The sequence below is a fragment of the Escherichia sp. F1 genome, assembly GCF_046764225.1.
Classification (GTDB): Bacteria; Pseudomonadota; Gammaproteobacteria; order Enterobacterales; family Enterobacteriaceae; genus Escherichia; species Escherichia coli.
This window is the reverse complement of the sequence record NZ_CP177202.1, coordinates 3,406,104-3,428,691: the sequence shown is the minus strand read 5'-3', so window position 1 is coordinate 3,428,691 and position 22,588 is coordinate 3,406,104. Positions and strand designations below refer to the sequence as shown.

At 51.7% G+C, this 22,588-nt stretch carries 18 protein-coding genes and 7 tRNA genes; 3 read left to right on the top strand and 22 right to left on the bottom strand.

From position 1 onward, the window contains the following. Nucleotide 1: 1 nt before the first annotated feature. From holA to leuS, 3 genes are read right to left on the bottom strand one after another with little or no spacing between them, the layout of a single operon-like run. Nucleotides 2-1,033, bottom strand: a complete 1,032-nt coding sequence (gene holA / locus ACK8NJ_RS16665) for a DNA polymerase III subunit delta (RefSeq protein ID WP_000620511.1) — start codon at nt 1,031-1,033, stop codon at nt 2-4. Continuing rightward, a complete protein-coding gene (gene lptE, locus ACK8NJ_RS16660; protein ID WP_001269673.1) occupies nt 1,033-1,614 on the bottom strand; it encodes an LPS assembly lipoprotein LptE in 582 nt (193 codons plus the stop codon). The genes holA and lptE overlap by 1 nt, the downstream gene beginning before the upstream one ends. Before the next feature lie 14 nt (nt 1,615-1,628). After that, on the bottom strand, nt 1,629-4,211 hold the full coding sequence (leuS, locus tag ACK8NJ_RS16655) for a leucine--tRNA ligase (protein WP_001157896.1): 2,583 nt from the start codon (nt 4,209-4,211) through the stop codon (nt 1,629-1,631). Between the two features lie 234 nt (nt 4,212-4,445). Between leuS and ACK8NJ_RS16650 the strand changes: the two genes are divergently transcribed. Further along, nucleotides 4,446-4,928, top strand: a complete 483-nt coding sequence (locus ACK8NJ_RS16650; protein ID WP_001044880.1) for a zinc ribbon-containing protein — start codon at nt 4,446-4,448, stop codon at nt 4,926-4,928. A gap of 44 nt (nt 4,929-4,972) precedes the next feature. On the opposite strand, the gene rihA is transcribed toward ACK8NJ_RS16650, so the two are convergent. The 5 genes from rihA to gltI all read right to left on the bottom strand — a co-directional run bounded on the left by rihA (nt 4,973) and on the right by gltI (nt 9,243). Then, the gene (gene rihA / locus ACK8NJ_RS16645; RefSeq protein WP_001207527.1) at nt 4,973-5,908 is read right to left on the bottom strand and encodes a pyrimidine-specific ribonucleoside hydrolase RihA; all 936 of its coding nucleotides are present in this window, start codon (nt 5,906-5,908) and stop codon (nt 4,973-4,975) included. Between the two features lie 117 nt (nt 5,909-6,025). Beyond that, nucleotides 6,026-6,751 (bottom strand): glutamate/aspartate ABC transporter ATP-binding protein GltL, encoded by a 726-nt coding sequence (gene gltL / locus ACK8NJ_RS16640; protein WP_000631384.1) that lies wholly within the window; start codon nt 6,749-6,751, stop codon nt 6,026-6,028. Beyond that, a complete protein-coding gene (gltK, locus tag ACK8NJ_RS16635) occupies nt 6,751-7,425 on the bottom strand; it encodes a glutamate/aspartate ABC transporter permease GltK (RefSeq protein WP_000272824.1) in 675 nt (224 codons plus the stop codon). The genes gltL and gltK overlap by 1 nt, the downstream gene beginning before the upstream one ends. Next, nucleotides 7,425-8,165, bottom strand: coding sequence for a glutamate/aspartate ABC transporter permease GltJ (gene gltJ / locus ACK8NJ_RS16630; protein ID WP_000020941.1), 741 nt, complete (start codon nt 8,163-8,165; stop codon nt 7,425-7,427). The genes gltK and gltJ overlap by 1 nt, the downstream gene beginning before the upstream one ends. 169 nt (nt 8,166-8,334) lie before the next feature. Continuing rightward, nucleotides 8,335-9,243: a glutamate/aspartate ABC transporter substrate-binding protein GltI gene (gene gltI, locus ACK8NJ_RS16625; protein ID WP_025210296.1), complete on the bottom strand. Its 909-nt coding sequence runs from the start codon at nt 9,241-9,243 to the stop codon at nt 8,335-8,337. Nucleotides 9,244-9,697: 454 nt separating this feature from the next. Between gltI and ACK8NJ_RS16620 the strand changes: the two genes are divergently transcribed. Further along, on the top strand, nt 9,698-11,575 hold the full coding sequence (locus tag ACK8NJ_RS16620; RefSeq protein ID WP_411961807.1) for a rhomboid family intramembrane serine protease: 1,878 nt from the start codon (nt 9,698-9,700) through the stop codon (nt 11,573-11,575). A 132-nt stretch (nt 11,576-11,707) separates the two neighbouring features. Here the strand turns inward: ACK8NJ_RS16620 and lnt are convergent, their stop codons facing one another. The 5 genes from lnt to miaB all read right to left on the bottom strand — a co-directional run bounded on the left by lnt (nt 11,708) and on the right by miaB (nt 17,323). Beyond that, on the bottom strand, nt 11,708-13,249 hold the full coding sequence (gene lnt, locus ACK8NJ_RS16615) for an apolipoprotein N-acyltransferase (RefSeq protein WP_001601884.1): 1,542 nt from the start codon (nt 13,247-13,249) through the stop codon (nt 11,708-11,710). A gap of 24 nt (nt 13,250-13,273) precedes the next feature. Further along, a complete protein-coding gene (gene corC, locus ACK8NJ_RS16610) occupies nt 13,274-14,152 on the bottom strand; it encodes a CNNM family magnesium/cobalt transport protein CorC (RefSeq protein WP_411961806.1) in 879 nt (292 codons plus the stop codon). Between the two features lie 89 nt (nt 14,153-14,241). Continuing rightward, on the bottom strand, nt 14,242-14,709 hold the full coding sequence (gene ybeY / locus ACK8NJ_RS16605; RefSeq protein WP_000084469.1) for an rRNA maturation RNase YbeY: 468 nt from the start codon (nt 14,707-14,709) through the stop codon (nt 14,242-14,244). Further along, nucleotides 14,706-15,746 carry a PhoH family protein gene (locus ACK8NJ_RS16600; protein WP_411961805.1) on the bottom strand — a complete coding sequence of 347 codons (1,041 nt, stop codon included), beginning with the start codon at nt 15,744-15,746 and terminating at the stop codon, nt 14,706-14,708. Before ACK8NJ_RS16600 ends, ybeY begins: the two co-directional genes overlap by 4 nt. Nucleotides 15,747-15,898: 152 nt before the next feature. Next, nucleotides 15,899-17,323, bottom strand: coding sequence for a tRNA (N6-isopentenyl adenosine(37)-C2)-methylthiotransferase MiaB (miaB, locus tag ACK8NJ_RS16595; RefSeq protein WP_000162740.1), 1,425 nt, complete (start codon nt 17,321-17,323; stop codon nt 15,899-15,901). A 145-nt stretch (nt 17,324-17,468) separates the two neighbouring features. Between miaB and ubiF the strand changes: the two genes are divergently transcribed. Further along, nucleotides 17,469-18,644: a 3-demethoxyubiquinol 3-hydroxylase gene (ubiF, locus tag ACK8NJ_RS16590; RefSeq protein ID WP_000184556.1), complete on the top strand. Its 1,176-nt coding sequence runs from the start codon at nt 17,469-17,471 to the stop codon at nt 18,642-18,644. A 153-nt stretch (nt 18,645-18,797) separates the two neighbouring features. Here ubiF and ACK8NJ_RS16585 read toward each other — a convergent pair. The 9 genes from ACK8NJ_RS16585 to nagD form a co-directional block, all read right to left on the bottom strand. Next, nucleotides 18,798-18,872, bottom strand: a tRNA-Gln gene (locus tag ACK8NJ_RS16585). Between the two features lie 37 nt (nt 18,873-18,909). Further along, nucleotides 18,910-18,984, bottom strand: a tRNA-Gln gene (locus ACK8NJ_RS16580). 48 nt (nt 18,985-19,032) lie between these two features. Further along, a tRNA-Met gene (locus ACK8NJ_RS16575) sits at nt 19,033-19,109 on the bottom strand. Nucleotides 19,110-19,124: 15 nt separating this feature from the next. Beyond that, nucleotides 19,125-19,199 (bottom strand) — tRNA-Gln (locus tag ACK8NJ_RS16570). Nucleotides 19,200-19,233: 34 nt separating this feature from the next. Then, nucleotides 19,234-19,308, bottom strand: a tRNA-Gln gene (locus ACK8NJ_RS16565). A 23-nt stretch (nt 19,309-19,331) separates the two neighbouring features. Then, nucleotides 19,332-19,416 (bottom strand) — tRNA-Leu (locus tag ACK8NJ_RS16560). A 9-nt stretch (nt 19,417-19,425) separates the two neighbouring features. Further along, nucleotides 19,426-19,502, bottom strand: a tRNA-Met gene (locus tag ACK8NJ_RS16555). Nucleotides 19,503-19,882: 380 nt separating this feature from the next. After that, nucleotides 19,883-21,547 (bottom strand): asparagine synthase B, encoded by a 1,665-nt coding sequence (asnB, locus tag ACK8NJ_RS16550; protein WP_000337079.1) that lies wholly within the window; start codon nt 21,545-21,547, stop codon nt 19,883-19,885. Between the two features lie 256 nt (nt 21,548-21,803). Continuing rightward, complete coding sequence (nagD, locus tag ACK8NJ_RS16545) at nt 21,804-22,556, bottom strand: ribonucleotide monophosphatase NagD (RefSeq protein WP_000153129.1); 753 nt, start codon at nt 22,554-22,556, stop codon at nt 21,804-21,806. Nucleotides 22,557-22,588 lie beyond the last annotated feature (32 nt).

The following is a 22,588-nucleotide window of genomic DNA, read 5'->3' as shown; positions in this document are numbered from 1 at the left end:
ATCAACCGTCGATAAATACGTCCGCCAGGGGTTTATGGCACAACAGAAGAGATAACCCTTCCAGCTCTGCCCACACTGACTGACCGTAATCTTGTTTGAGGGTGAGTTCCGTTCGTGTCAGGAGTTGCACGGCCTGACGTAACTGCGGCTGGCTTAAGCGATTTAACGCCTCGCCCATCATGCCCCGGCGGTTCTGCCATACCCGATGCTTATCAAACAACGCACGCAGTGGCGTATGGGCAGACTGGCGTTTCAGGTTAACCAGTAACAACAGTTCACGTTGTAATGTGCGCAACAAAATAACCGGTTCGCTGCCTTCCAGACGCAGTTGCTGAAGAATATGCAACGCGCGCTTACTTTTTCCCATCAACAAAGCATCAACCCAATGAAAAGGGGTGAAATGCGCGGCATCATTCACCGCCTGTTCAACGCGAGGTAATGTCAGTTTGCCGTCTGGCCAGAGTAGCGATAAACGCTCCAGTGCCTGAGCCAGCGCCAGCAGGTTACCTTCATAACAGTAGCAGAGCACCTGATTCGCCGCGTCATCCAGTTCTAAGTTGAGCTGTTTTGCGCGCGCAGCAACCCAGCGGGGAAGCTGAGCCTGCTCCGGTGTCTGACAGGTCACCTGCACGCTGCGATTCGCAAGAGCAGTAAACCAGGCGGCATTTTCTTGCGCTTTGCTTAATTTATTACCGCGGACGATCAACAGCAGGTCGTCATGCAGAAGTCCGGTGAGTGTGAGAAGTTGTTCATTGATCGCCGCATTCGGTCCGTTTTCGGGTAACAACAGCAATAGCGTTTGTCGACTGGCAAACAGGCTCATGGCCTGGCATAACGAAAAAATCGCATTCCAGTCAGTGTTGGGATCAATGGAAAAAGTGTGGTGTTCTTCGAATCCTTGTACCGCAGCTACCTGACGAATAGCGTCCTGGCTTTCCTGCAATAACAGAGGATCGTTACCAAGTAAAAGATACGCCGCGCGCAGCCCTTCATTGAGCTGCGCGCGGAGTTGTTCCGGGTACAACCGAATCATCAGTTACCCAGCGTGGTAGAGACGCGTGCAGGCGTTGCCGGAGTATCCGTTGTGGTCGACGTCTGTTCTTCGTCGGAACGAATATCCGCAGCACGGATGCTTGGCAGCTTACGAATCAGCTGTTCGGCAGCACGGTCGTACATCTCTTTTACGATCATGTCTTGTTCGTTATCTTTCGCTAACGCCATTTGCGGGTTATCGAAGAACGAACGGAAGACTTTGGCGCTAATCGGGTAGATGTCACGGCCGGGGATCAACACGGTCGCATTGACCGTCATGATCATCTGATACTCTGCTGTTTGACCGTTACGGAATACCGATGCGGTATCTTTCGCGATGCTCACTTTACCCAAACGCAGGGATGGAACGTCCTTACGCGTGGTTTCTTTATCAAGCAACTCGACACCATTCAGACGTAACTGGTTACGCACCGCACGGCTTAATGGCCCGTTCGGATCGCCTGAGTCCAGGATCATGACCTTCATAGTGGAAGGAACCTGCGTGGTATCACGCAGATGCCAGCCACACCCGGCGGTGATTAACACCGCCAGAGATAACAACAATGTTGCCAGATATCGCACGCTTCCTCCCGCGCTTAGCCAACGACCAGATTGAGGAGTTTACCTGGTACGTAAATCACTTTACGTACAGTAACGCCATCAAGATATTTTGCTACCAGATGTTCCTGGCCAGCACGTTCGCGAACCTGTTCTTCCGTTGCGTCCACCGGAACGGTGATTTTTGCACGGACTTTACCGTTAACCTGCACCACGACCAGCGTGGAGTCTTCCACCATCGCTTTTTCGTCAGCAACCGGCCACGGTGCGTTGTCGATATCGCCTTCGCCTTTCAGTTCCTGCCACAACGTGAAGCAGATGTGCGGGGTGAACGGGTTAAGCATACGGACTACCGCCAGCAGCGCTTCCTGCATCAGGGCGCGGTCCTGCTCGCCATCGGTCGGTGCTTTCGCCAGTTTGTTCATCAGCTCCATAATCGCTGCAATTGCGGTGTTGAAGGTCTGACGACGGCCGATATCATCGGTCACTTTAGCGATCGTTTTATGCACATCGCGACGCAGCGCTTTCTGATCTTCAGTCAGCGCATCAACGTTCAGTGCCGCAACATCACCTTTCGCTGTGTGCTCGTACACCAGTTTCCAGACACGTTTCAGGAAGCGGTTAGCCCCTTCCACGCCGGATTCCTGCCATTCGAGAGTCATATCAGCCGGAGAAGCAAACATCATAAACAGACGAACGGTGTCCGCGCCGTAACGTTCAACCATCACCTGCGGGTCGATACCGTTGTTCTTCGACTTGGACATTTTGCTCATGCCGGTATAAACCAGTTCATGACCTGCCGCGTCTTTCGCTTTCACGATACGGCCTTTCTCGTCACGTTCAACGATAGCATCAACCGGGGAAACCCAGTTACGTTCGCCGTTTTCGCCAACATAGTAGAAGGCATCTGCCAGCACCATACCCTGACACAGCAACTGTTTCGCTGGTTCGTCAGAGTTCACCATGCCTGCATCACGCATCAGTTTGTGGAAGAAGCGGAAGTAGAGCAGGTGCATAATGGCGTGTTCGATACCACCAATGTAGATATCCACCGGCAGCCAGTAGTTAGCCGCTTTGGAATCCAGCATACCTTCTTTGTACTCCGGGCAAGTGTAGCGCGCATAGTACCAGGAGGACTCCATAAAGGTGTCGAAAGTGTCGGTTTCACGCAGCGCTGGCATACCGTTAACGGTAGTTTTTGCCCACTCCGGATCTGCTTTAATCGGGCTGGTAATGCCGTCCATCACCACATCTTCCGGCAGGATCACCGGCAGCTGGTCGTCCGGGGTCGGCATTACGGTACCGTCTTCCAGCGTCACCATCGGAATCGGCGCGCCCCAGTAACGTTGACGGGAAACACCCCAGTCGCGCAGGCGGTAGTTCACTTTACGCTCGCCAACGCCCATCGCAGTCAGTTTATCGGCGATAGCGTTGAAGGCCGCTTCATGGTCAAGACCGTTGAACTCGCCAGAGTTGAACAGCACGCCTTTTTCAGTCAGGGCTTGCTGAGAAAGATCTGGCTCAGAGCCGTCAGCTGCCAGGATAACCGGTTTGATATTCAGGCCGTATTTAGAGGCAAACTCGTAGTCGCGCTGGTCGTGACCCGGAACCGCCATAACTGCGCCCGTGCCGTATTCCATCAATACGAAGTTTGCTGCCCAAACGGGAATTTCTTCGCCCGTTAATGGGTGAACCGCTTTAAAGCCAGTATCGACGCCTTTTTTCTCCATCGTCGCCATTTCAGCTTCGGCAACTTTGGTGTTACGGCATTCGTCAATAAAGGCCGCCAGTTCAGGATTATTTTCCGCCGCTTTCTGCGCCAGCGGATGACCTGCCGCTACCGCCAGGTAGGTACAACCCATAAAGGTGTCCGGGCGGGTAGTGTAAACGGTCAGCGTGTTGTCATAGTCGTTAACGTTGAAGGTGATTTCCACGCCTTCGGAACGACCGATCCAGTTACGCTGCATGGTTTTAACGGTGTCTGGCCAGTGATCCAGTTTATCCAGATCGTTGAGCAGCTCGTCAGCGTAAGCGGTGATTTTGATAAACCATTGCGGGATCTCTTTACGCTCAACTTTGGTATCGCAGCGCCAGCAGCAGCCGTCGATAACTTGTTCGTTCGCCAGTACGGTCTGGTCGTTCGGGCACCAGTTGACTGCAGAAGTCTTCTTATATACCAGGCCTTTTTTATACAGCTCGGTGAAGAATTTCTGTTCCCAACGGTAGTATTCCGGTGTACAGGTTGCCAGCTCGCGGCTCCAGTCATAACCAAAGCCCAGCATTTTGAGCTGGTTTTTCATGTACGCGATGTTGTCGTACGTCCACGGTGCCGGTGCGGTGTTGTTTTTCACCGCCGCGCCTTCCGCAGGCAGACCAAACGCGTCCCAGCCGATCGGCTGCAGGACGTTTTTGCCCAGCATACGCTGGTAGCGGGCGATCACGTCACCAATGGTGTAGTTACGTACGTGGCCCATGTGTAGTCGACCAGAAGGATAGGGAAGCATAGACAGGCAGTAATACTTCTCTTTGCTCTCGTCTTCGGTTACTTCAAATGTGCGCTTCTCATCCCAATGAAGCTGTACTTTGGATTCTATCTCTTCCGGGCGGTATTGCTCTTGCATGGCAGCCAGTGGTCCTGTTTTCAATACGGCTACAAATGTAGCGTTGAGGTGGTTTTTCAGATCCGCATAGCATAGCCCAAACGTCCGCGTCAAAACAGCCTTTCGCGCATTCGACGTTGAAATGATGCCCGGATTATTCATACATTAATTTACAGAGTTTGTGGGCGTATTAGCAAAGCAAGGAACAAAGAACGTCTATTATTATAGTCAGTTAACGACCCGGGAGATGAAACGATGAACAAGGTTGCTCAATATTACCGTGAACTGGTCGCGTCACTGAGCGAACGCCTGCGCAATGGCGAACGTGATATCGACGCACTGGTGGAACAGGCGCGCGAGCGCGTAATAAAAACAGGGGAGTTAACGCGAACCGAAGTCGATGAGCTGACGCGAGCTGTCAGACGTGACCTGGAAGAGTTCGCCATGAGCTATGAAGAGAGCCTGAAAGAAGAGTCTGACAGCGTCTTTATGCGGGTGATTAAAGAAAGCTTGTGGCAGGAACTGGCAGACATCACCGATAAAACGCAGCTTGAATGGCGCGAAGTTTTCCAGGACCTCAATCATCACGGGGTTTATCACAGCGGAGAAGTGGTAGGGCTGGGTAATCTGGTCTGCGAGAAATGTCATTTCCATCTCCCGATCTATACACCGGAAGTGCTGACGCTATGCCCGAAATGTGGTCATGACCAGTTCCAGAGACGCCCGTTCGAGCCGTAATGAAATGAGTGGTGCCGGATGGCGTGATGTCATCCGGCGAGTGATTAAGCGTAAAATTTCAGACGATCAGCCAGTAAATCAACAAAGCCCTGACGATCAACATCGACCATTACAGTGGCATTCGGTTTATTGCCAGTCAGATAATAATAATCAACAACCGTCATACCCTGGGTATATTTCCCTTGTGTTTCCACGCCAACCCAGCGCTCAACAGTGGTAAACAACTCCGGTTTCAACAGCCAGGCGATGGTGCATGGGTCATGCAGCGGTGCGCCGACAAAACCCCATTTTTCGTCTTTATGATATTCGAGGAAGAAATCCAGCAGTTCGGCAACAATGGTTGAAACAGGGTTGCCAATCGCGCGGAAACGCTCGGTGTCTTCAACGTGGATTTGCGCTTTATGAGTAACATCCAGACCGGCCATCACCACCGGGATCCCTGACTGGAAAACAATTTCTGCCGCTTCCGGGTCAACATAAATATTAAACTCGGCGGCTGGCGTCCAGTTACCAAGTCCCATTGCGCCGCCCATAATCACGATACGGGCGATTTTGCTATGCAGTTCCGGATGGCTATTGAGCAGCAAGGCAACGTTAGTTTGCGGTCCGGTAGAAACAATTGTGACAGGTTCCGCACTTTCGCGCAGCGTTTTCGCCATCAGCTCCACCGCCGTACAGTTTTGCGGTGCGAACGTCGGTTCCGGTAATGCCGGGCCGTCGAGACCGCTTTCGCCGTGCACATTGTCCGCGATAATCAACTCACGCATTAACGGTTTTACCGCACCGCCTGCTACCGGAATATCGGTGCGATTAAGCAAGGTCAGCATACGCAGAACATTGCGTAAGGTTTTTTCTGGTGTCTGGTTTCCGGCGGAAGACGTAATTGCTTTGACATCAAGCTCTGGTGAGGCGAGGGCAAGAACTATTGCGATAGCGTCGTCATGACCTGGGTCGCAATCTAACAGAATTGGCAGTGCCATTGTTGCTCCTTGTTGTGTGCTTCTTTGCGACAAGGGTACCGCCAGGATGTAACAGATACGAGGAGCGAAACGATAAAGCGTGAGATGGCGCGCACTTGGGTATGCGCGCCAGAGTGATTAATGCAGGATTTTCGCGAGGAAGTCTTTTGCGCGGTCCGATTTCGGATCATCGAAGAAAGCGTCTTTCGGCGAGTCTTCGACAATTTTACCCTCGTCCATAAAGATCACCCGATTCGCCACTTTACGGGCAAAGCCCATTTCGTGGGTCACCACCATCATGGTCATTCCTTCATTCGCCAGTTCGACCATTACGTCCAGCACTTCGTTGATCATCTCCGGATCCAGCGCCGATGTCGGTTCGTCGAACAGCATGGCAATAGGATCCATGCACAATGCGCGAGCGATCGCCACACGCTGCTGCTGACCGCCGGAAAGCTGCGCCGGAAACTTATTGGCATGAGCGGAAAGCCCGACGCGCTCCAGCAATTTCAATGCTTTTTCACGAGCGGGTGCTTTATCGCGTTTAAGCACTTTCACCTGCGCCAGGGTCAGGTTTTCAATAATCGACAAATGGGGGAACAACTCGAAATGCTGGAACACCATCCCGACGCGGGAACGCAGCTTTGCCAGATCGGTTTTCTTATCGTTAACCACGATGCCATCGACGGTAATTTCACCTTGCTGCACCGGTTCGAGGCCGTTGACGGTTTTAATCAGCGTTGATTTGCCGGAACCAGACGGGCCGCAAACCACCACCACTTCGCCTTTTTTCACTTCGGTTGAGCAGTCGGTCAGCACCTGAAAGTGACCATACCATTTTGAAACATTTTTCAGGGTAATCATTAAGCTGTCCTTCTTTTCAAGTAGCTGACCAACAACGACGCGCTAAGGCTAATAACGAAATAAACAAATCCGGCAAACAGGATCATCTCGACCTGCGTACCATCACGCTCACCAATGGTTGAAGCGGTACGGAAGAAATCGGCCAGAGATAACACATACACCAGTGAGGTATCCTGGAACAGTACGATGCCCTGAGTGAGCAGCAGCGGCACCATCGCGCGGAAAGCCTGCGGCAGAATAATCAGTTTCATCGACTGCCAGTGAGTCATCCCCAACGCCAGCGCGGCGCTAGACTGACCACGGGAAATACTTTGAATACCGGCACGGATAATCTCTGAATAGTAGGCCGCTTCAAACATCGAAAACGCCACCATTGCCGAAATTAAACGGATATCATTTTTTGGCGATAATCCCAGCACGTTTTGCAGAAAACCCGGCACAATCAGGTAAAACCACAGCAAAACCATAACTAAAGGAATCGAGCGGAACACGTTAACGTAGGCTTTGGCAAACCACGCAACAGGCGCGAAGCTGGATAAGCGCATCACCGCCAGCATGGTGCCCCACAAAATACCAATCACGACTGCTGTGACGGTGATTTTCAGCGTGATCACCAGCCCGTCGAGCAGATATGGCAGGGAAGGGACAATGGAACTCCAGTCAAACTCGTACATTATTTGCCCCCCATGTTGCCAGGCAGGCGAACTTTACGTTCAACCAGCGTCATCACCAGCATGATAAAAGCGTTAATCAATACATACGCCAGCGTGATGGCGGTAAACGACTCCCAGGCGTGGGCTGAGTAATCAAGCAATTTACCCGCCTGCGCCGCCATATCCACCAGACCAATAGTCGAGGCGATGGCAGAGTTTTTCACCAGGTTCATCATCTCGGAGGTCATCGGCGGGACGATAACGCGATAAGCGTTAGGCAACAGTACGTATCGATAAGCCTGTGGTAGCGTCAGGCCCATCGCCAGCGCGGCATTTTTTTGCCCTCGCGGCAGCGACTGGATCGCGGCGCGTACCTGTTCGCAAACACGGGCGGCGGTAAACAGCCCCAGGCAGAGCATGGATGAAAGGAAAAACTGAATATTGGGATCCAGCTCGGCCTTAAACCACATGCCGATTTTCTCCGGCAGCAGCTCCGGGATCACCAGATACCAGGTAAAGAATTGCACAATCAACGGCACGTTGCGGAACAGTTCGACATACAACGTACCCAGACCGGAGAGAAAACGGTTTGGAACGGTACGTAAAATGCCGAAAAATGAACCGACGAGGAAAGCGATAATCCAGGCGCAGATCGACAAAGCGATCGTCACCTGAAAACCACTCCAGATCCAACCAAGATAGGTGGTGTTGCCGAACGGGGCTTGTTGTAAAAAAATACCCCAGTTCCAGTCTATAGACATAAATCTACTCCAGAAAAAAGAGGGTAGCAGCGTTAACTGCTACCCTCGAAGATTGTTACCCAGCGTATTGCGGTTTTCAGGCCCGATGGGGAACGACCATCAGGCGTATAGTCTGTCCGTACTACGTAACAATCGAGAGGGCTGGAATTTCCGCCCCTGGTTCTTGTAATTAGTTCAGTGCCTTGTCATTCGGTTCTTTGAACAGTGCTTTCATTTCGTCTGACAGTTCGAAATTCATGTTCAGGTTTTTCGGCGGAATTGGGTTTTTGAACCATTTATCAAACCATTTTTCCGCTTCACCGGAGGTCTGCACCTGAGCGATAGTGTCATCCATCAGCTTTTTGAACTGCGGATCGTCTTTACGCAACATACAACCGTAGGCTTCCTGAGACTGCGGCTTGCCGACGATTTCCCAGTTGTCTGGTTTCTTCGCTTTCGCACGTTCACCAGCCAGCAGAGCATCATCCATCATAAAGGCAACGGCACGACCGCTTTCCAGGGTGCGGAAAGAGTCACCGTGATCTTTGGCGCTGATAATTCGCATATTCATTTTTTGCTCTTCATTCAGTTTGTTGAGCAAAACTTCAGAGGTAGTGCCGGAAGTGACGACTACGGCTTTGCCTTTCAGATCGGCGAAATCTTTGATATCGCCACCCTTTTTGGTCAACAGGCGCGTACCGACCACGAAAATAGTGTCAGAGAAAGCCGCCTGTTTTTGGCGTTCGACGTTGTTGGTGGTAGAACCACATTCAAAATCGAAAGTGCCGTTTTGCAGCAGTGGAATACGGTTTTGTGAGGTGATCGGAATCAGTTTCACCTGCAAGTCCGGTTTGTTGAGTTTCTTTTTCACTGCTTCAACAATGGCGTTGGAGTAATCCTGCGAGTAACCCACCACTTTTTGCTGATTGTCGTAATAAGAGAAAGGTACTGAAGATTCACGGTGACCGACGACAATCACGCCGTTTTTGGCGATTTTGTCCAGCGTACTGCCTGCTGCCGGGACGGCGTCATCTGCCTGTGCCAGTCCTGCGGAAAGCGCCAGGGCGAGGATTGCTGTGGCAGGTTTACGTAATTGCATATCCAACTCCTTTATCTTCTGCGTTAAGAACGCATGGATACCCGTTGTGAGTGTTTGTGTTGTTATCGTCTGCAACTTTATTGTGCAGTGTTGTGCCTGTTAGGTAACATTTAGTTTGGTTAAATGTAAAGATATTGCTGTTTTATTGTTTGTTTTTGCGAGATGCGCCGCACCATTCCGAAGCAAAATTCTTAAACTGCACCTTTTTGGTGCTACCGCTGATTTGTGGTGGTGCAACCCGGTTGCGTCGCGGCTGATTTCATTGCTTACACAGTAAATAAAGCAACTTACATGCCAAAAAATAGTTAGGGGTGAATTAATTACGATTGTAATTTTAGGCTGAAAAAGTCATATTTCGGACAGAGTTATCTTTTCGGCATGGGACGTTTGCCGGGATGATAACTGCACACGGGAAAAATGCTTTTTACCTGTCTTTTCAAGGAAGAAACACCTTATGTCTGCATCTTCGGTTAAGCCGTTAAATGTTCAATTACCCGCAATAACCTTTATCCTTTTTGCGCTCTGTGTTGGGATATTTTGTTATCTCGCACAATGGATGAGTTATGAAGAAGTCGATCAATCCGCACTCATCCATCTCGGTGCTAACGTTACTTCTCTCACGTTGTCGGGCGAATCCTGGCGCTTATTGAGCAGTGTCTTTCTGCACAGTAGTTTCCCCCATTTGCTGATGAATATGTTTGCACTTCTGGTGGTGGGGGCAGTGGCGGAGCGGATACTGGGGAAATGGCGACTTCTGATTATCTGGTTATTCTCCGGCGTCTTTGGTGGACTCACCAGCGCCTGTTATGCGTTACGCGAAAGTGAGCAGATAGTCATCAGCGTTGGGGCATCCGAAGCAATTATGGGAATAGCTGGCGCTGCGATAGCAACACAGCTTGCTTCAGGTGCGGGCACATACCATAAAAACCAGCGGCGAGTATTTTCTCTGTTGGGTATGGTGGCGCTGACACTGTTGTATGGTGCCCGGCAAACAGGAATAGATAATGCTTGTCATATTGGCGGCCTGATTGCGGGTGGCGCGATGGGGGGGCTGAGTGCGCGTTTATATGGGCAAAACCGGCTTGTTACGGAAGGCGGGATTATTGTTGCGGGTAGTCTTCTTCTGACCGGGGCTATCTGGCTTGCGCAGCAGCAGATGGATGAGTCAGTTTTACAAGTCAGGCAAAGCCTGCGTGAAGCGTTTTTTCCGCAGGAGATTGAACAAGAGCGACGACAAAAAAAACAACAGTTAGCGGAGGAACGCAACGCCCTCAGGGAAACATTATCCGCTCCGGTAAGTCGTGAACAGGCCAGTGGTGATTTGCTCGCTGAGATTGCCGATATCCATGATATGGCGATCAGTCGGGATGGTAATACGTTGTATACCGCAATTGAAAACACGAACAGCATTGTTGTTTTCGACCTCGGACAAAAGAACATCCTGCATACCTTTACAGCCCCCATAGCGAAAGAAAAGTCAGTCAAACATTGTGGTGGCTGTAAAGATCAGGGCGTCAGATCGCTGGCGCTAAGCCCGGATGAAACGTTGCTTTATGCGACTTCATTTGAAGCGAATGCGTTATTGGTCATTAACGTGGCGACGGGGGAGATTATTCAGTCGATTACCACCGGTGCACATCCTGACAGTCTTATCCTCTCGCGTGATGGCACAAAAGCTTGGGTGATGAATCGCACCAGTAATAGTGTGTCAGCCATTGATCTGGTGACTTATCAGCATGTGGCGGATATCCCGCTGGAGAAATACGACGGGACGGGGACGAGTAATAAACCTGGTGCCTGGGTTATGGCACTTTCCCCGGATGAAAAAACATTGTTGATACCCGGTATGGTCAGAGGTGACATTGTACGCATCAATACCATCACGCATCAGAAAGAAGACTTTCCCGCAGGTGTTGCGCGTGGTGTCGTTTCTGCGATGGGATTCCGACCAAAAAATGGCGAGATTATTTTTGCCGATAGCCAGGGGATTTCACGTATAAGAGCTGAGGATCAACAAGCCAGTATTATGACGCAATGGTGTAGCAGGAGCGTTTATTCCGTTGAGGGTATTAGCCCGGACGGTCAATATTTAGCGTTGGTGTCATATGGCCTGCAAGGTTATGTCATCCAGCTCAATATTAATGCCGGGCAGATTATTGGCGTTTATCCTGCCAGCTACGTAAATCACCTTCGTTTTTCAGCGGATGGTAGAAAAATATTTGTTATGGCGAAGAACGGGTTAATCCAACTGGACAGGACGCGCTCGCTTGATCCGCAGGCAATTATTCGTCATCCCCAATATGGCAATGTGGCTTGTATCCCTGAACCGTAAGAAAAAAGGGGCATGATAATCACGCCCCACCGCTTAATGAGAAAGTATGTTTTGTTGATACCGGATGCGGTGTTAACGGTTTATCTGGCCTGCAAAAATGATGCAATTTTGCAGGCCAGCGCATCATTCACCTCAACGTTTACGTCGCTGACGCAGACTCATCAGCACAGCAGCAAAACCAAACAGTGCCGTCAGCACCCACAGAGGCCAGTTGCCGGTACGTGCGTACGGTGTAAGTCCGGTAGTCGGCGTCACGTTAGTGGTTAACACCTCGCGGGTGAATTGCGGGATCATCGCCTGAATCTCACCCTGCGGACCAATCACCGCCGTAATGCCGTTGTTGGTGCTACGCAGTAGCGGGCGCGCCAACTCCAGCGCACGCATTCGCGCCATCTGGAAGTGCTGCCATGGACCAATAGACTTACCAAACCATGCATCGTTGGAGATAGTCAGCAGATAATCGGTATCCGGGCGGAAGTTATCACGCACTTGCTCGCCGAGAATGATCTCGTAGCAAATAGCCGCAGTAAGCTCAATACCGTTTACCGACAGCGGTGGCTGGATATATGGCCCACGGCTGAACGACGACATCGGCAGATCAAAGAACGGCGCTAACGGACGCAGAATCGACTCCAGCGGGACAAACTCGCCAAACGGCACCAGATGGTTTTTGTTATAGCGATCGGCTGATTCGTAGCTGTACGGCGCACCTTTCCCCAGCGTGATGATGGTGTTGTAAGTATCGTAGCGGTTCTGCTTATTGAGACGCGCGTCAACAATCCCGGTTACCAGCGAGCTCCCTTTATCACGCAACTCACCGTCCAGTGCTTTGAGGAACGGTTGCTGATTAATTTCCAGATCGGTTATCGCCGACTCCGGCCAGATAATCAACGATGATTTGCCCATCAGCGGTGCCGTTGCGTTGTAGTAAATCTTCAGCGTATTAAGAAGCTGGCCTTCGTCCCATTTCAGTGATTGCGGAATATCGCCCTGAACCATCGAAACCTGAATGGTTTTCTCCGGTTGCGGGGTAAACCACTGGATGTAACGCAGCGGGAAGGGAAGGGCAAACAGCACGACGGCCACTACCAGCGGACGCCAGTTGCGTTTGACCAACGCCAGTGCCAGCAGGCCACTAACCATCATCAGCAGGAAGTTAATGGCTTCCACGCCCATTATCGGTGCCAGCCCTTTTAACGGGCCATCAATCTGGCTATAGCCGAACTGTAACCACGGGAAGCCGGTCAGCACCCAACCGCGCAGAAACTCGGTCACTTGCCAGAGAGCAGGGGCGGCAATCGCCACGCGCAGCCAGGTGGTTTTCGGCCACAGACGCGACAGCACGCCAGCAAACAGTCCGGTATACAGCGACAAATACGCCGCCAGCAGCACCACCAGGAAGATGTTAACCGGGCCAGGCATTCCGCCAAAAGTCGCGATGCTGACATAGACCCAGTTAATACCGCTGCCAAAGAGGCCAAATCCCCAGCAAAAGCCAATAGCGGCAGACTGGAGTGGACGGCGGTTAAAGGTCAGCGCCTGAAGCCCCATCAGCGAAATAATCGCCGCAGGCCAGACGTCGTAAGGAGAGAAGGCCAGCGTTCCGCAGGCACCGAATAATAACGCCAGCAGCAGGCGAATGCGCTGGCGTTCAATTAATGAGGCAAAAGCCATGTAGTTATCTATCCAGTTTCGGTTTTATTCATCCAGCTTCGGCTGGGGTGAGTCATCCGGGATTTTGACATGAACCTGAATAATACGCCGACTGTCGGCCATCGCCACTTTGAACTGGTAACCGTCGATGTCGATGGTTTCGCCACGCGCCGGAAGATGCCCAAATGCCTGCATCACCAGACCACCGATAGTGTCAACCTCTTCATCGCTAAAGTGGGTGCCGAACGCTTCGTTGAAGTCTTCAATGGAAGCCAGTGCGCGCACGGTCCAGGTATGGCGACTCAGCTGACGAAAGTCGATATCATCTTCTTCGTCATACTCGTCTTCAATCTCACCAACAATCAGTTCCAGGATGTCTTCAATGGTCACCAGACCGGAAACCCCACCGAATTCGTCAATGACGATCGCCATGTGGTAACGCTGAGAGCGAAACTCTTTCAGCATCCGGTCTACGCGCTTACTTTCAGGAACGACAACTGCCTGACGTAACACTTTGTCCATGCTGAAGGCTTCAGCATCGCTGCGCATAAACGGCAGCAAGTCTTTCGCCATCAGAATCCCTTCAATGTGATCTTTGTCTTCGCTAATCACCGGGAAACGTGAGTGGGCGGACTCGATGATGACATCAAGGCATTCGTCCAGCGTCTGGTTGCGTTTCAGGGTAATCATCTGGGAGCGGGGGATCATGATGTCGCGGACGCGTTGGTCTGCGATGTCCATCACCCCTTCGAGCATATCGCGCGTATCTTCGTCGATAAGGTCGTTCTGCCCGGAATCACGGATCAGCGCCAGCAGTTCGTCACGGTTTTTCGGTTCATCGTGGAAAAGTTGGCTGAGTAACAGGGAGAAAAATCCCTTCTTGTTGCTTATCGTGTCACTACTGTGTGAATTGTCGTCGCTCATGGCGTCGTATGGGTTCTCATGTTAGTTAATCAAAACGCCGTCGTTAATCACCAACGGCGGGGACGTCTGCCAGTCAAATGCCTGGCAAATTATTCTTTCTCGGCAATGTACGGATCCTCATAGCCCAGAGCAAGCATAATCTCTGTTTCGAGGGCTTCCATTTCTTCTGCTTCGTCATCTTCGATGTGATCGTAACCTAACAAATGCAGACTGCCGTGCACCACCATATGCGCCCAGTGCGCCTCCAGTGGTTTGCCTTGCTCCTGAGCTTCCTTCTCAACCACCTGACGGCAGATAACCAGATCGCCCAGTAGCGACATTTCCATGCCAGGCGGCACTTCAAACGGGAAGGAGAGCACGTTGGTCGGCTTATCCTTACCGCGATAGGTCAGATTCAGACTGTGGCTTTCGGCGGTATCGACCACGCGAATAGTCACTTCCGACTCTTCCTGAAACTGCGGGATCACCGCATTCAGCCATGTTTGAAACTGGCTCTCTTCCGGTAACCCGGAATTATCTTCACATGCCAGTTGTAAATCGAGGATCACCTGACTCATTTTTGTTCCTGTTCTTCGCGCTTGCGTTCTGCTGCCAGCGCCGCTTTACGTTTTTGTTCTGCTTCTTCCCAGGCTTCATAAGCGTTAACGATACGCGCCACCACCGGGTGACGAACCACGTCTTCGCTGTGGAAGAAGTTAAAGCTGATCTCTTCAACATCGGCCAGCACTTCGATGGCTTGACGTAAGCCTGATTTAGTATTACGCGGCAGGTCGATCTGTGTGACGTCGCCGGTGATAACCGCTTTTGAGTTAAAACCGATACGGGTCAGGAACATCTTCATCTGTTCGATGGTGGTGTTCTGGCTCTCATCGAGAATGATAAAGGCGTCATTCAGCGTACGACCACGCATATAGGCCAGCGGCGCGACTTCAATAACGTTGCGCTCAATCAGTTTCTCGACTTTCTCAAAGCCCAGCATTTCAAACAGCGCGTCGTACAGTGGGCGCAGATACGGGTCTACTTTCTGGCTTAAATCGCCAGGCAGGAAGCCCAGTTTCTCACCGGCTTCGACCGCCGGACGAGTCAGCAGAATACGGCGAATTTCCTGACGCTCCAGGGCATCAACTGCCGCAGCCACTGCCAGGTAGGTTTTACCCGTACCCGCCGGGCCAACGCCGAAGGTGATGTCATGGTCGAGAATATTGGCGATGTACTGCGCCTGGTTTGGCGTGCGCGGCTTAATTACGCCGCGTTTGGTTTTGATATTGACCGCTTTGCCGTACTCCGGCACGCTCTCCGCGCTTTGCTCCAGTACTCGCGCTTCTTTAATCGCAAGGTGGATCTGTTCCGGTTCAATATCCTGAATCTGACCGCGCATCGGGGCAGTATCGACATACAGGCTACGCAGAATGTCTGCCGCAGCGGTGACGCAAATCGGACGGCCGGTCAGTTTAAAGTGGTTATCGCGGCGATTGATCTCGATGCCGAGACGGCGTTCGAGCTGCTTGATGTTGTCATCAAACGGGCCGCACAGGCTCAACAGACGCGCGTTGTCTGCTGGCTCCAGGGTGATTTCGCGAGTGTCTATGTTCAAACCGTTCCTCTTATCTGTATGCCGCCGGAAGCTGAACATTCACCGGCCTATAAGGAAATTATTCACGCCACAGGAAAAAGGCGCAAGCATTGCGATAAAGATGGGGATAAAGAGAGAAAAAACAAGGCCCACCGGAACGGCAGGCCTGAGAATTACGGCTGATAATAACCCACGCCAAGGTCGTTTTCTTTGCGGGTACGGGCAATCACCGATTCGGGTGTTTCTGCCACGCGCAGACCCATTTCATCTTCAGTACGCACCACTTTACCGCGCAGAGAGTTCGGGTAGACGTCGGTAATTTCTACATCGACGAATTTACCGATCATATCTGGCGTGCCTTCAAAGTTGACCACGCGGTTATTTTCAGTGCGACCGGAAAGCTCCATGATGCTCTTACGCGATGTACCTTCTACAAGAATACGCTGGGTGGTGCCGAGCATCCGGCGGCTCCATGCCATCGCTTGCTGATTGATACGTTCTTGCAGAATATACAGACGCTGCTTCTTCTCTTCTTCCGGAACATCATCAACCATATCGGCGGCTGGTGTACCCGGACGTGCAGAGAAGATAAAGCTGTAGCTCATGTCGAAATTGACGTCGGCAATCAGCTTCATCGTTTTCTCGAAGTCTTCGGTGGTTTCGCCAGGGAAGCCAACAATGAAGTCAGAACTGATCTGAATATCCGGACGCGCCGCACGCAGTTTACGGATGATCGCTTTATACTCCAGCGCCGTATGGGTACGGCCCATCAGGTTCAGAATGCGATCGGAACCGCTCTGTACCGGCAGATGCAGGAAACTCACCAGCTCCGGGGTGTCGCGATACACTTCGATGATATCGTCGGTGAATTCGATCGGATGGCTGGTGGTAAAGCGAATACGATCGATCCCGTCGATCGCAGCAACCAGACGCAACAGATCGGCAAACGATCCGGTGGTGCCGTCGTAGTTTTCACCACGCCAGGCGTTCACGTTCTGACCGAGTAGGTTGACTTCACGCACGCCCTGAGCCGCAAGCTGGGCAATTTCAAACAGAATATCGTCGGACGGACGGCTTACCTCTTCACCACGGGTGTAAGGCACCACGCAGTAGGTGCAATATTTATTGCAGCCTTCCATGATGGAGACAAACGCGGTCGGCCCTTCGGCGCGCGGTTCCGGCAGACGGTCAAACTTCTCGATTTCCGGGAAGCTGATATCTACAACCGGGCTGCGGTCGCCGCGCACGGAGTTGATCATCTCCGGCAGACGGTGCAGCGTTTGCGGCCCAAAAATAATATCGACATAGTGGGCGCGCTGGCGAATGTGCTCGCCTTCTTGCGATGCCACGCAGCCGCCGACACCGATAATCAGGTCTGGATTCTTCTCTTTTAACAGTTTCCAGCGACCCAACTGATGGAAGACTTTTTCCTGAGCCTTCTCGCGGATTGAGCAGGTGTTCAGCAGCAGCACATCCGCTTCTTCCGCCACGTCGGTCAGTTGATAGCCGTGGGTGGCATCCAGCAGATCGGCCATCTTTGATGAATCGTACTCGTTCATCTGACAGCCCCAGGTTTTAATATGGAGTTTTTTGGTCATCGACTTGCTCTTGCGAAATAGTAGCCAGGAATGCAGGGCGCATAGTGTAATGCTTTGCTGCCGTTGTGACCAGTATGAGCGTTATCAGCCCTTGGGGGTAAAAATCCTGTAAACTTAAAGCATATTGCTAACAGGATGATTGACCATGACAAATCAACCAACGGAAATTGCCATTGTCGGCGGAGGAATGGTCGGCGGCGCACTGGCGCTGGGACTGGCTCAGCACGGATTTTCGGTAATGGTTATCGAACATGCCCAACCTGCACCGTTTGTCGCTGACAGCCAGCCGGACGTGCGGATCTCGGCGATTAGTGCGGCTTCGGTATCATTGCTTAAAGGGTTAGGGGTCTGGGATGCAGTACAGGCTATGCGTTGCCATCCTTACCGCAGACTGGAAACGTGGGAGTGGGAAACGGCGCATGTGGTGTTTGACGCCGCTGAACTTAAGCTACCGTTGCTTGGCTACATGGTGGAAAACACTGTCCTGCAACAGGCGCTGTGGCAGGCGCTGGAAGCGCATCCGAAAGTAACGTTACGTGTGCCAGGCTCGCTGATTGCGCTGCATCGCCATAATGATCTTCAGGAGCTGGAACTGAAGGGCGGTGAAACGATCCGCGCGAAGCTGGTGATTGGTGCCGACGGCGCAAATTCGCAGGTGCGGCAGATGGCGGGAATTGGCGTTCATGCCTGGCAGTATGCACAGTCGTGTATGTTGATTAGCGTACAGTGTGAGAACGATCCCGGCGACAGCACCTGGCAGCAATTTACCCCGGACGGACCGCGTGCGTTTCTGCCGTTGTTTGATAACTGGGCATCGCTGGTGTGGTATGACTCTCCGGCGCGCATTCGCCAGTTGCAGAATATGAATATGGCGCAGCTACAGGCAGAAATCGCGAAGCATTTCCCGTCGCGTCTGGGTTACGTGACACCGCTTGCCGCTGGTGCGTTTCCGCTGATACGTCGCCATGCGTTGCAGTATGTGCAACCAGGGCTTGCTCTGGTGGGCGATGCCGCGCATACCATCCATCCGCTGGCGGGGCAGGGAGTGAATCTTGGTTATCGTGATGTCGATGCCCTGATTGACGTTCTGGTCAACGCTCGCAGCTATGGCGAAGCGTGGGCCAGTTATCCGATCCTCAAGCGTTACCAGATGCGGCGCATGGTGGATAACTTCATTATGCAGAGCGGTATGGATCTGTTTTATGCCGGATTCAGCAATAATCTCCCGCCACTGCGTTTTGTGCGTAATCTTGGTTTGATGGCGGCGGAGCGTGCTGGCGTGTTGAAACGTCAGGCGCTGAAATATGCGTTAGGGTTGTAGCCTTACAACATTGCCGGATGCATGCCAACTGTAGGTCGGATAAGACGCGTCAGCGTCGCATCCGACTTTGAAGGATAAGACGTGTCAACATCGCATTCGACATTGAATATACGCAGAAAAGCAAAAAGCTCGCCGAAGCGAGCTTTTTTAATGTGGCTGGGGTACGAGGATTCGAACCTCGGAATGCCGGAATCAGAATCCGGTGCCTTACCGCTTGGCGATACCCCAACTGGGTGCACTTACGATGTAAGCGTCTTGAATAAATTGGCTGGGGTACGAGGATTCGAACCTCGGAATGCCGGAATCAGAATCCGGTGCCTTACCGCTTGGCGATACCCCAACAAATTGGTTTTTGAATTTGCCGAACATATTCGACACATTCAGAATTTGGTGGCTACGACGGGATTCGAACCTGTGACCCCATCATTATGAGTGATGTGCTCTAACCAACTGAGCTACGTAGCCAGATTGTTTCTTCGATGGCTGGGGTACCTGGATTCGAACCAGGGAATGCCGGTATCAAAAACCGGTGCCTTACCGCTTGGCGATACCCCAATAACCGGGCGGTGAACCGCTTACTCGAAGAAGATGGCTGGGGTACCTGGATTCGAACCAGGGAATGCCGGTATCAAAAACCGGTGCCTTACCGCTTGGCGATACCCCATCCGTACAACGCTTTCTGGTGAATGGTGCGGGAGGCGAGACTTGAACTCGCACACCTTGCGGCGCCAGAACCTAAATCTGGTGCGTCTACCAATTTCGCCACTCCCGCAAAAAAAGATGGTGGCTACGACGGGATTCGAACCTGTGACCCCATCATTATGAGTGATGTGCTCTAACCAACTGAGCTACGTAGCCATCTTTTTTTTCGCGATACCTTATCGGCGTTGCGGGGCGCATTATGCGTATAGAGCCTTGCAGCGTCAACCTCTTTTTCAAGGAAAATTGCTCGAAAGTGACTGTTTGGTTAGGTTGCGAACAGCGTGGCGCTATATTCGTCAATTATTGTTTACTTTGTGTTTTTTCCCCACCCTACAGCCATTCTTTTGTCATACAGGATGAAATTCGGAATTCAACAATAGTGGTGGGAAATTAATCTATGAAGTACTGGCCTACAGTGATGAATTGTCAAACAGTGATGTGGCAAACCCGGAACATTTCCTTACTGCATATCAGAATCAACAAGCACCTCAATAACTGAAACAGCCCCGGATTTTACCGGGGCTGTTTCGCATTTCTTACTTATACGCCGACTGGTGAACACCAACCGCACGACCAGATGGATCGTCCATTTTTTTGAACGCCTCATCCCACTCAATCGCTTTAGCTGAAGAACACGCGACGGAAGGACCGCCAGGCACGCACTCAGCGGCGCTCGGAAGCGGGAACAGTTCTTCAAAGATCTCCCGATACAAGTACGCTTCTTTAGAGGTTGGCGTGTTGTATGGGAAGCGGAAGCGGGCGGTTTCCAGTTGTTGATCGGTAACCTGCAGCGCTGCCACTTCTTTCAGGGTGTCGATCCAACTGTAACCGACGCCATCGGAGAACTGCTCTTTCTGCCGCCAGGCAACACTTGCAGGCAGGTATGACTCAAAACATTCACGCAGGATGTGTTTTTCCATCTTGCCGTTACCGCACATTTTATCCTGTGGGTTAATACGCATCGCCACATCAAGGAATTTCTTATCGAGGAACGGAACGCGTGCTTCCACGCCCCAGGCTGACATCGCTTTGTTGGCACGCGCGCAGTCATACATATGCAGGGCCAGCAGTTTACGCACCGTCTCTTCATGCAGTTCTTTGGCATTCGGTGCTTTGTGGAAGTAAAGATAACCGCCAAACACTTCATCAGAACCTTCACCGGACAGCACCATTTTAATGCCCATCGCCTTGATCTTACGCGACATTAAATACATCGGTGTTGAAGCGCGAATAGTGGTCACATCATAGGTTTCGATGTGGTAAATCACGTCGCGGATGGCGTCCAGACCTTCCTGTACAGTGAAGTGAATTTCGTGATGCACAGTGCCCAGATGGTTTGCCACTTCCTGGGCTGCTTTCAGATCCGGTGAACCCGGCAGACCTACAGCAAAGGAGTGTAACTGCGGCCACCAGGCTTCAGAACGTTCCTGATCTTCCACGCGACGGGCGGCGTATTTCTTGGTGATCGCGGAAATGATTGAGGAATCCAGGCCACCAGATAGCAGCACACCGTAAGGAACGTCAGACATCAGATGGCTTTTAACGGAATCTTCCAGTGCCTGACGCAGCTCGTTTTTGTCGGTTACGTTATCTTTCACTGCATCGTAGTCGAACCAGTCGCGGTGATAATAAGAACGGATTTCGCCGTCCTGACTCCACAAATAGCTCCCCGCCGGGAACTCTTTAATCGTGCGGCATACCGGCACCAGGGCTTTCATTTCTGAGGCCACATACAGCTGACCATGTTCGTCATAGCCCATATACAGTGGGATGATCCCCAGATGGTCGCGGCCAATCAGGTATGCATCTTTTTCGCTGTCGTACAGGGCAAAAGCAAACATGCCCTGCAAGTCGTCGAGAAATTCCGGCCCTTTTTCTTGATACAGCGCGAGGATCACTTCACAGTCAGACCCGGTCTGGAACTGGTAACGATCGCCATATTCAGCGCGCAATGCCTGGTGGTTGTAGATTTCACCGTTTACTGCCAGCACGTGGGTTTTTTGTTGGTTGTAGAGAGGTTGCGCCCCCGCGTTAACGTCAACAATGGACAGACGTTCGTGGGCGAGAATGGCGTTATCGCTGGCATAAATACCGGACCAGTCCGGGCCACGATGACGCATCAGGCGTGACAGCTCGAGTGCTTTCTTGCGCAGCTCAACTGCGTCTGTTTTGATATCGAATACGCCAAAAATTGAACACATAACCTTCTCCGTTAACCTGGTATTTGTTGCTTGTTGTGTTTGCTTGTTTAAAAAAATGCCGCAAAGCAGCACCGTGCGCAAGCTATTTGGCAGTGGAAAAATAAAAAACGTAATAGTGATTGCTGATTTGTGAAAAAGGGGAGGGTGTGGTGACGTATTTATTGATGGATCGATAATTTTTGGCTGGTTTTATTGAATAGGATGATTTTAATGATGGCTAAAAATAAGAAACCACGCCCTGAGGCGTGGTTGCTATTCAGATAACGTCGATTTCAGCGACCGACGGGTAAATCCAGCTTGGGCGGAACGGCATACTGTCGATATCGTCGAGCGATGAAACACCAGAAAGCACCAGAATCGTCTCCAGACCCGCCTGGAAGCCCGCCAGAATATCGGTACGCAGGTTATCGCCGACAATCACCGTTTCTTCCGAATGCGCCTGCATTTTGTTTAATGCCGCGCGGATGATCCACGGACTCGGTTTACCAACATAGAACGGTTTACGCCCGGAGATTTTTTCGATGCCTGCACACAACGCGCCACACGCGGGATAAAAACCGCGCCCGTGGGTGTCCGGGTTGGTGGCGATAAAACGTGCACCGTTAGCGACGAAATAGGCTGCTTTATGCATCATGTCCCAGTTGTAGGAACGCGTTTCGCCAACAATCACAAAATCAGGGTTCACATCGGTAATAGTGAAACCGGCTTTGTACAGTTCATGAATCAGTGCGCCTTCGCCCACCACATACGCTTTCTTGCCTTCCTGGCGACGCAGGAAATCGGCGGTCGCCATCGCAGAGGTATAAAACACGCTGTCAGGTACATCGACACCGGCAGTGGCAAAGCGGTTCGCCAGATCTTGCCCGGTCTGCGAAGGATAGTTGGTCAGCAACACCAGCGGCAGGCCTTTATCCATAATCCCGTGCAAAAATTCCGCTGCACCCGGTACGGCGACGTTATCGTGCATCAGCACGCCGTCGATATCGCAAATTACATTTTTAATGGTCATGGACTACCCAGAATATTGACAACAATAAGCGC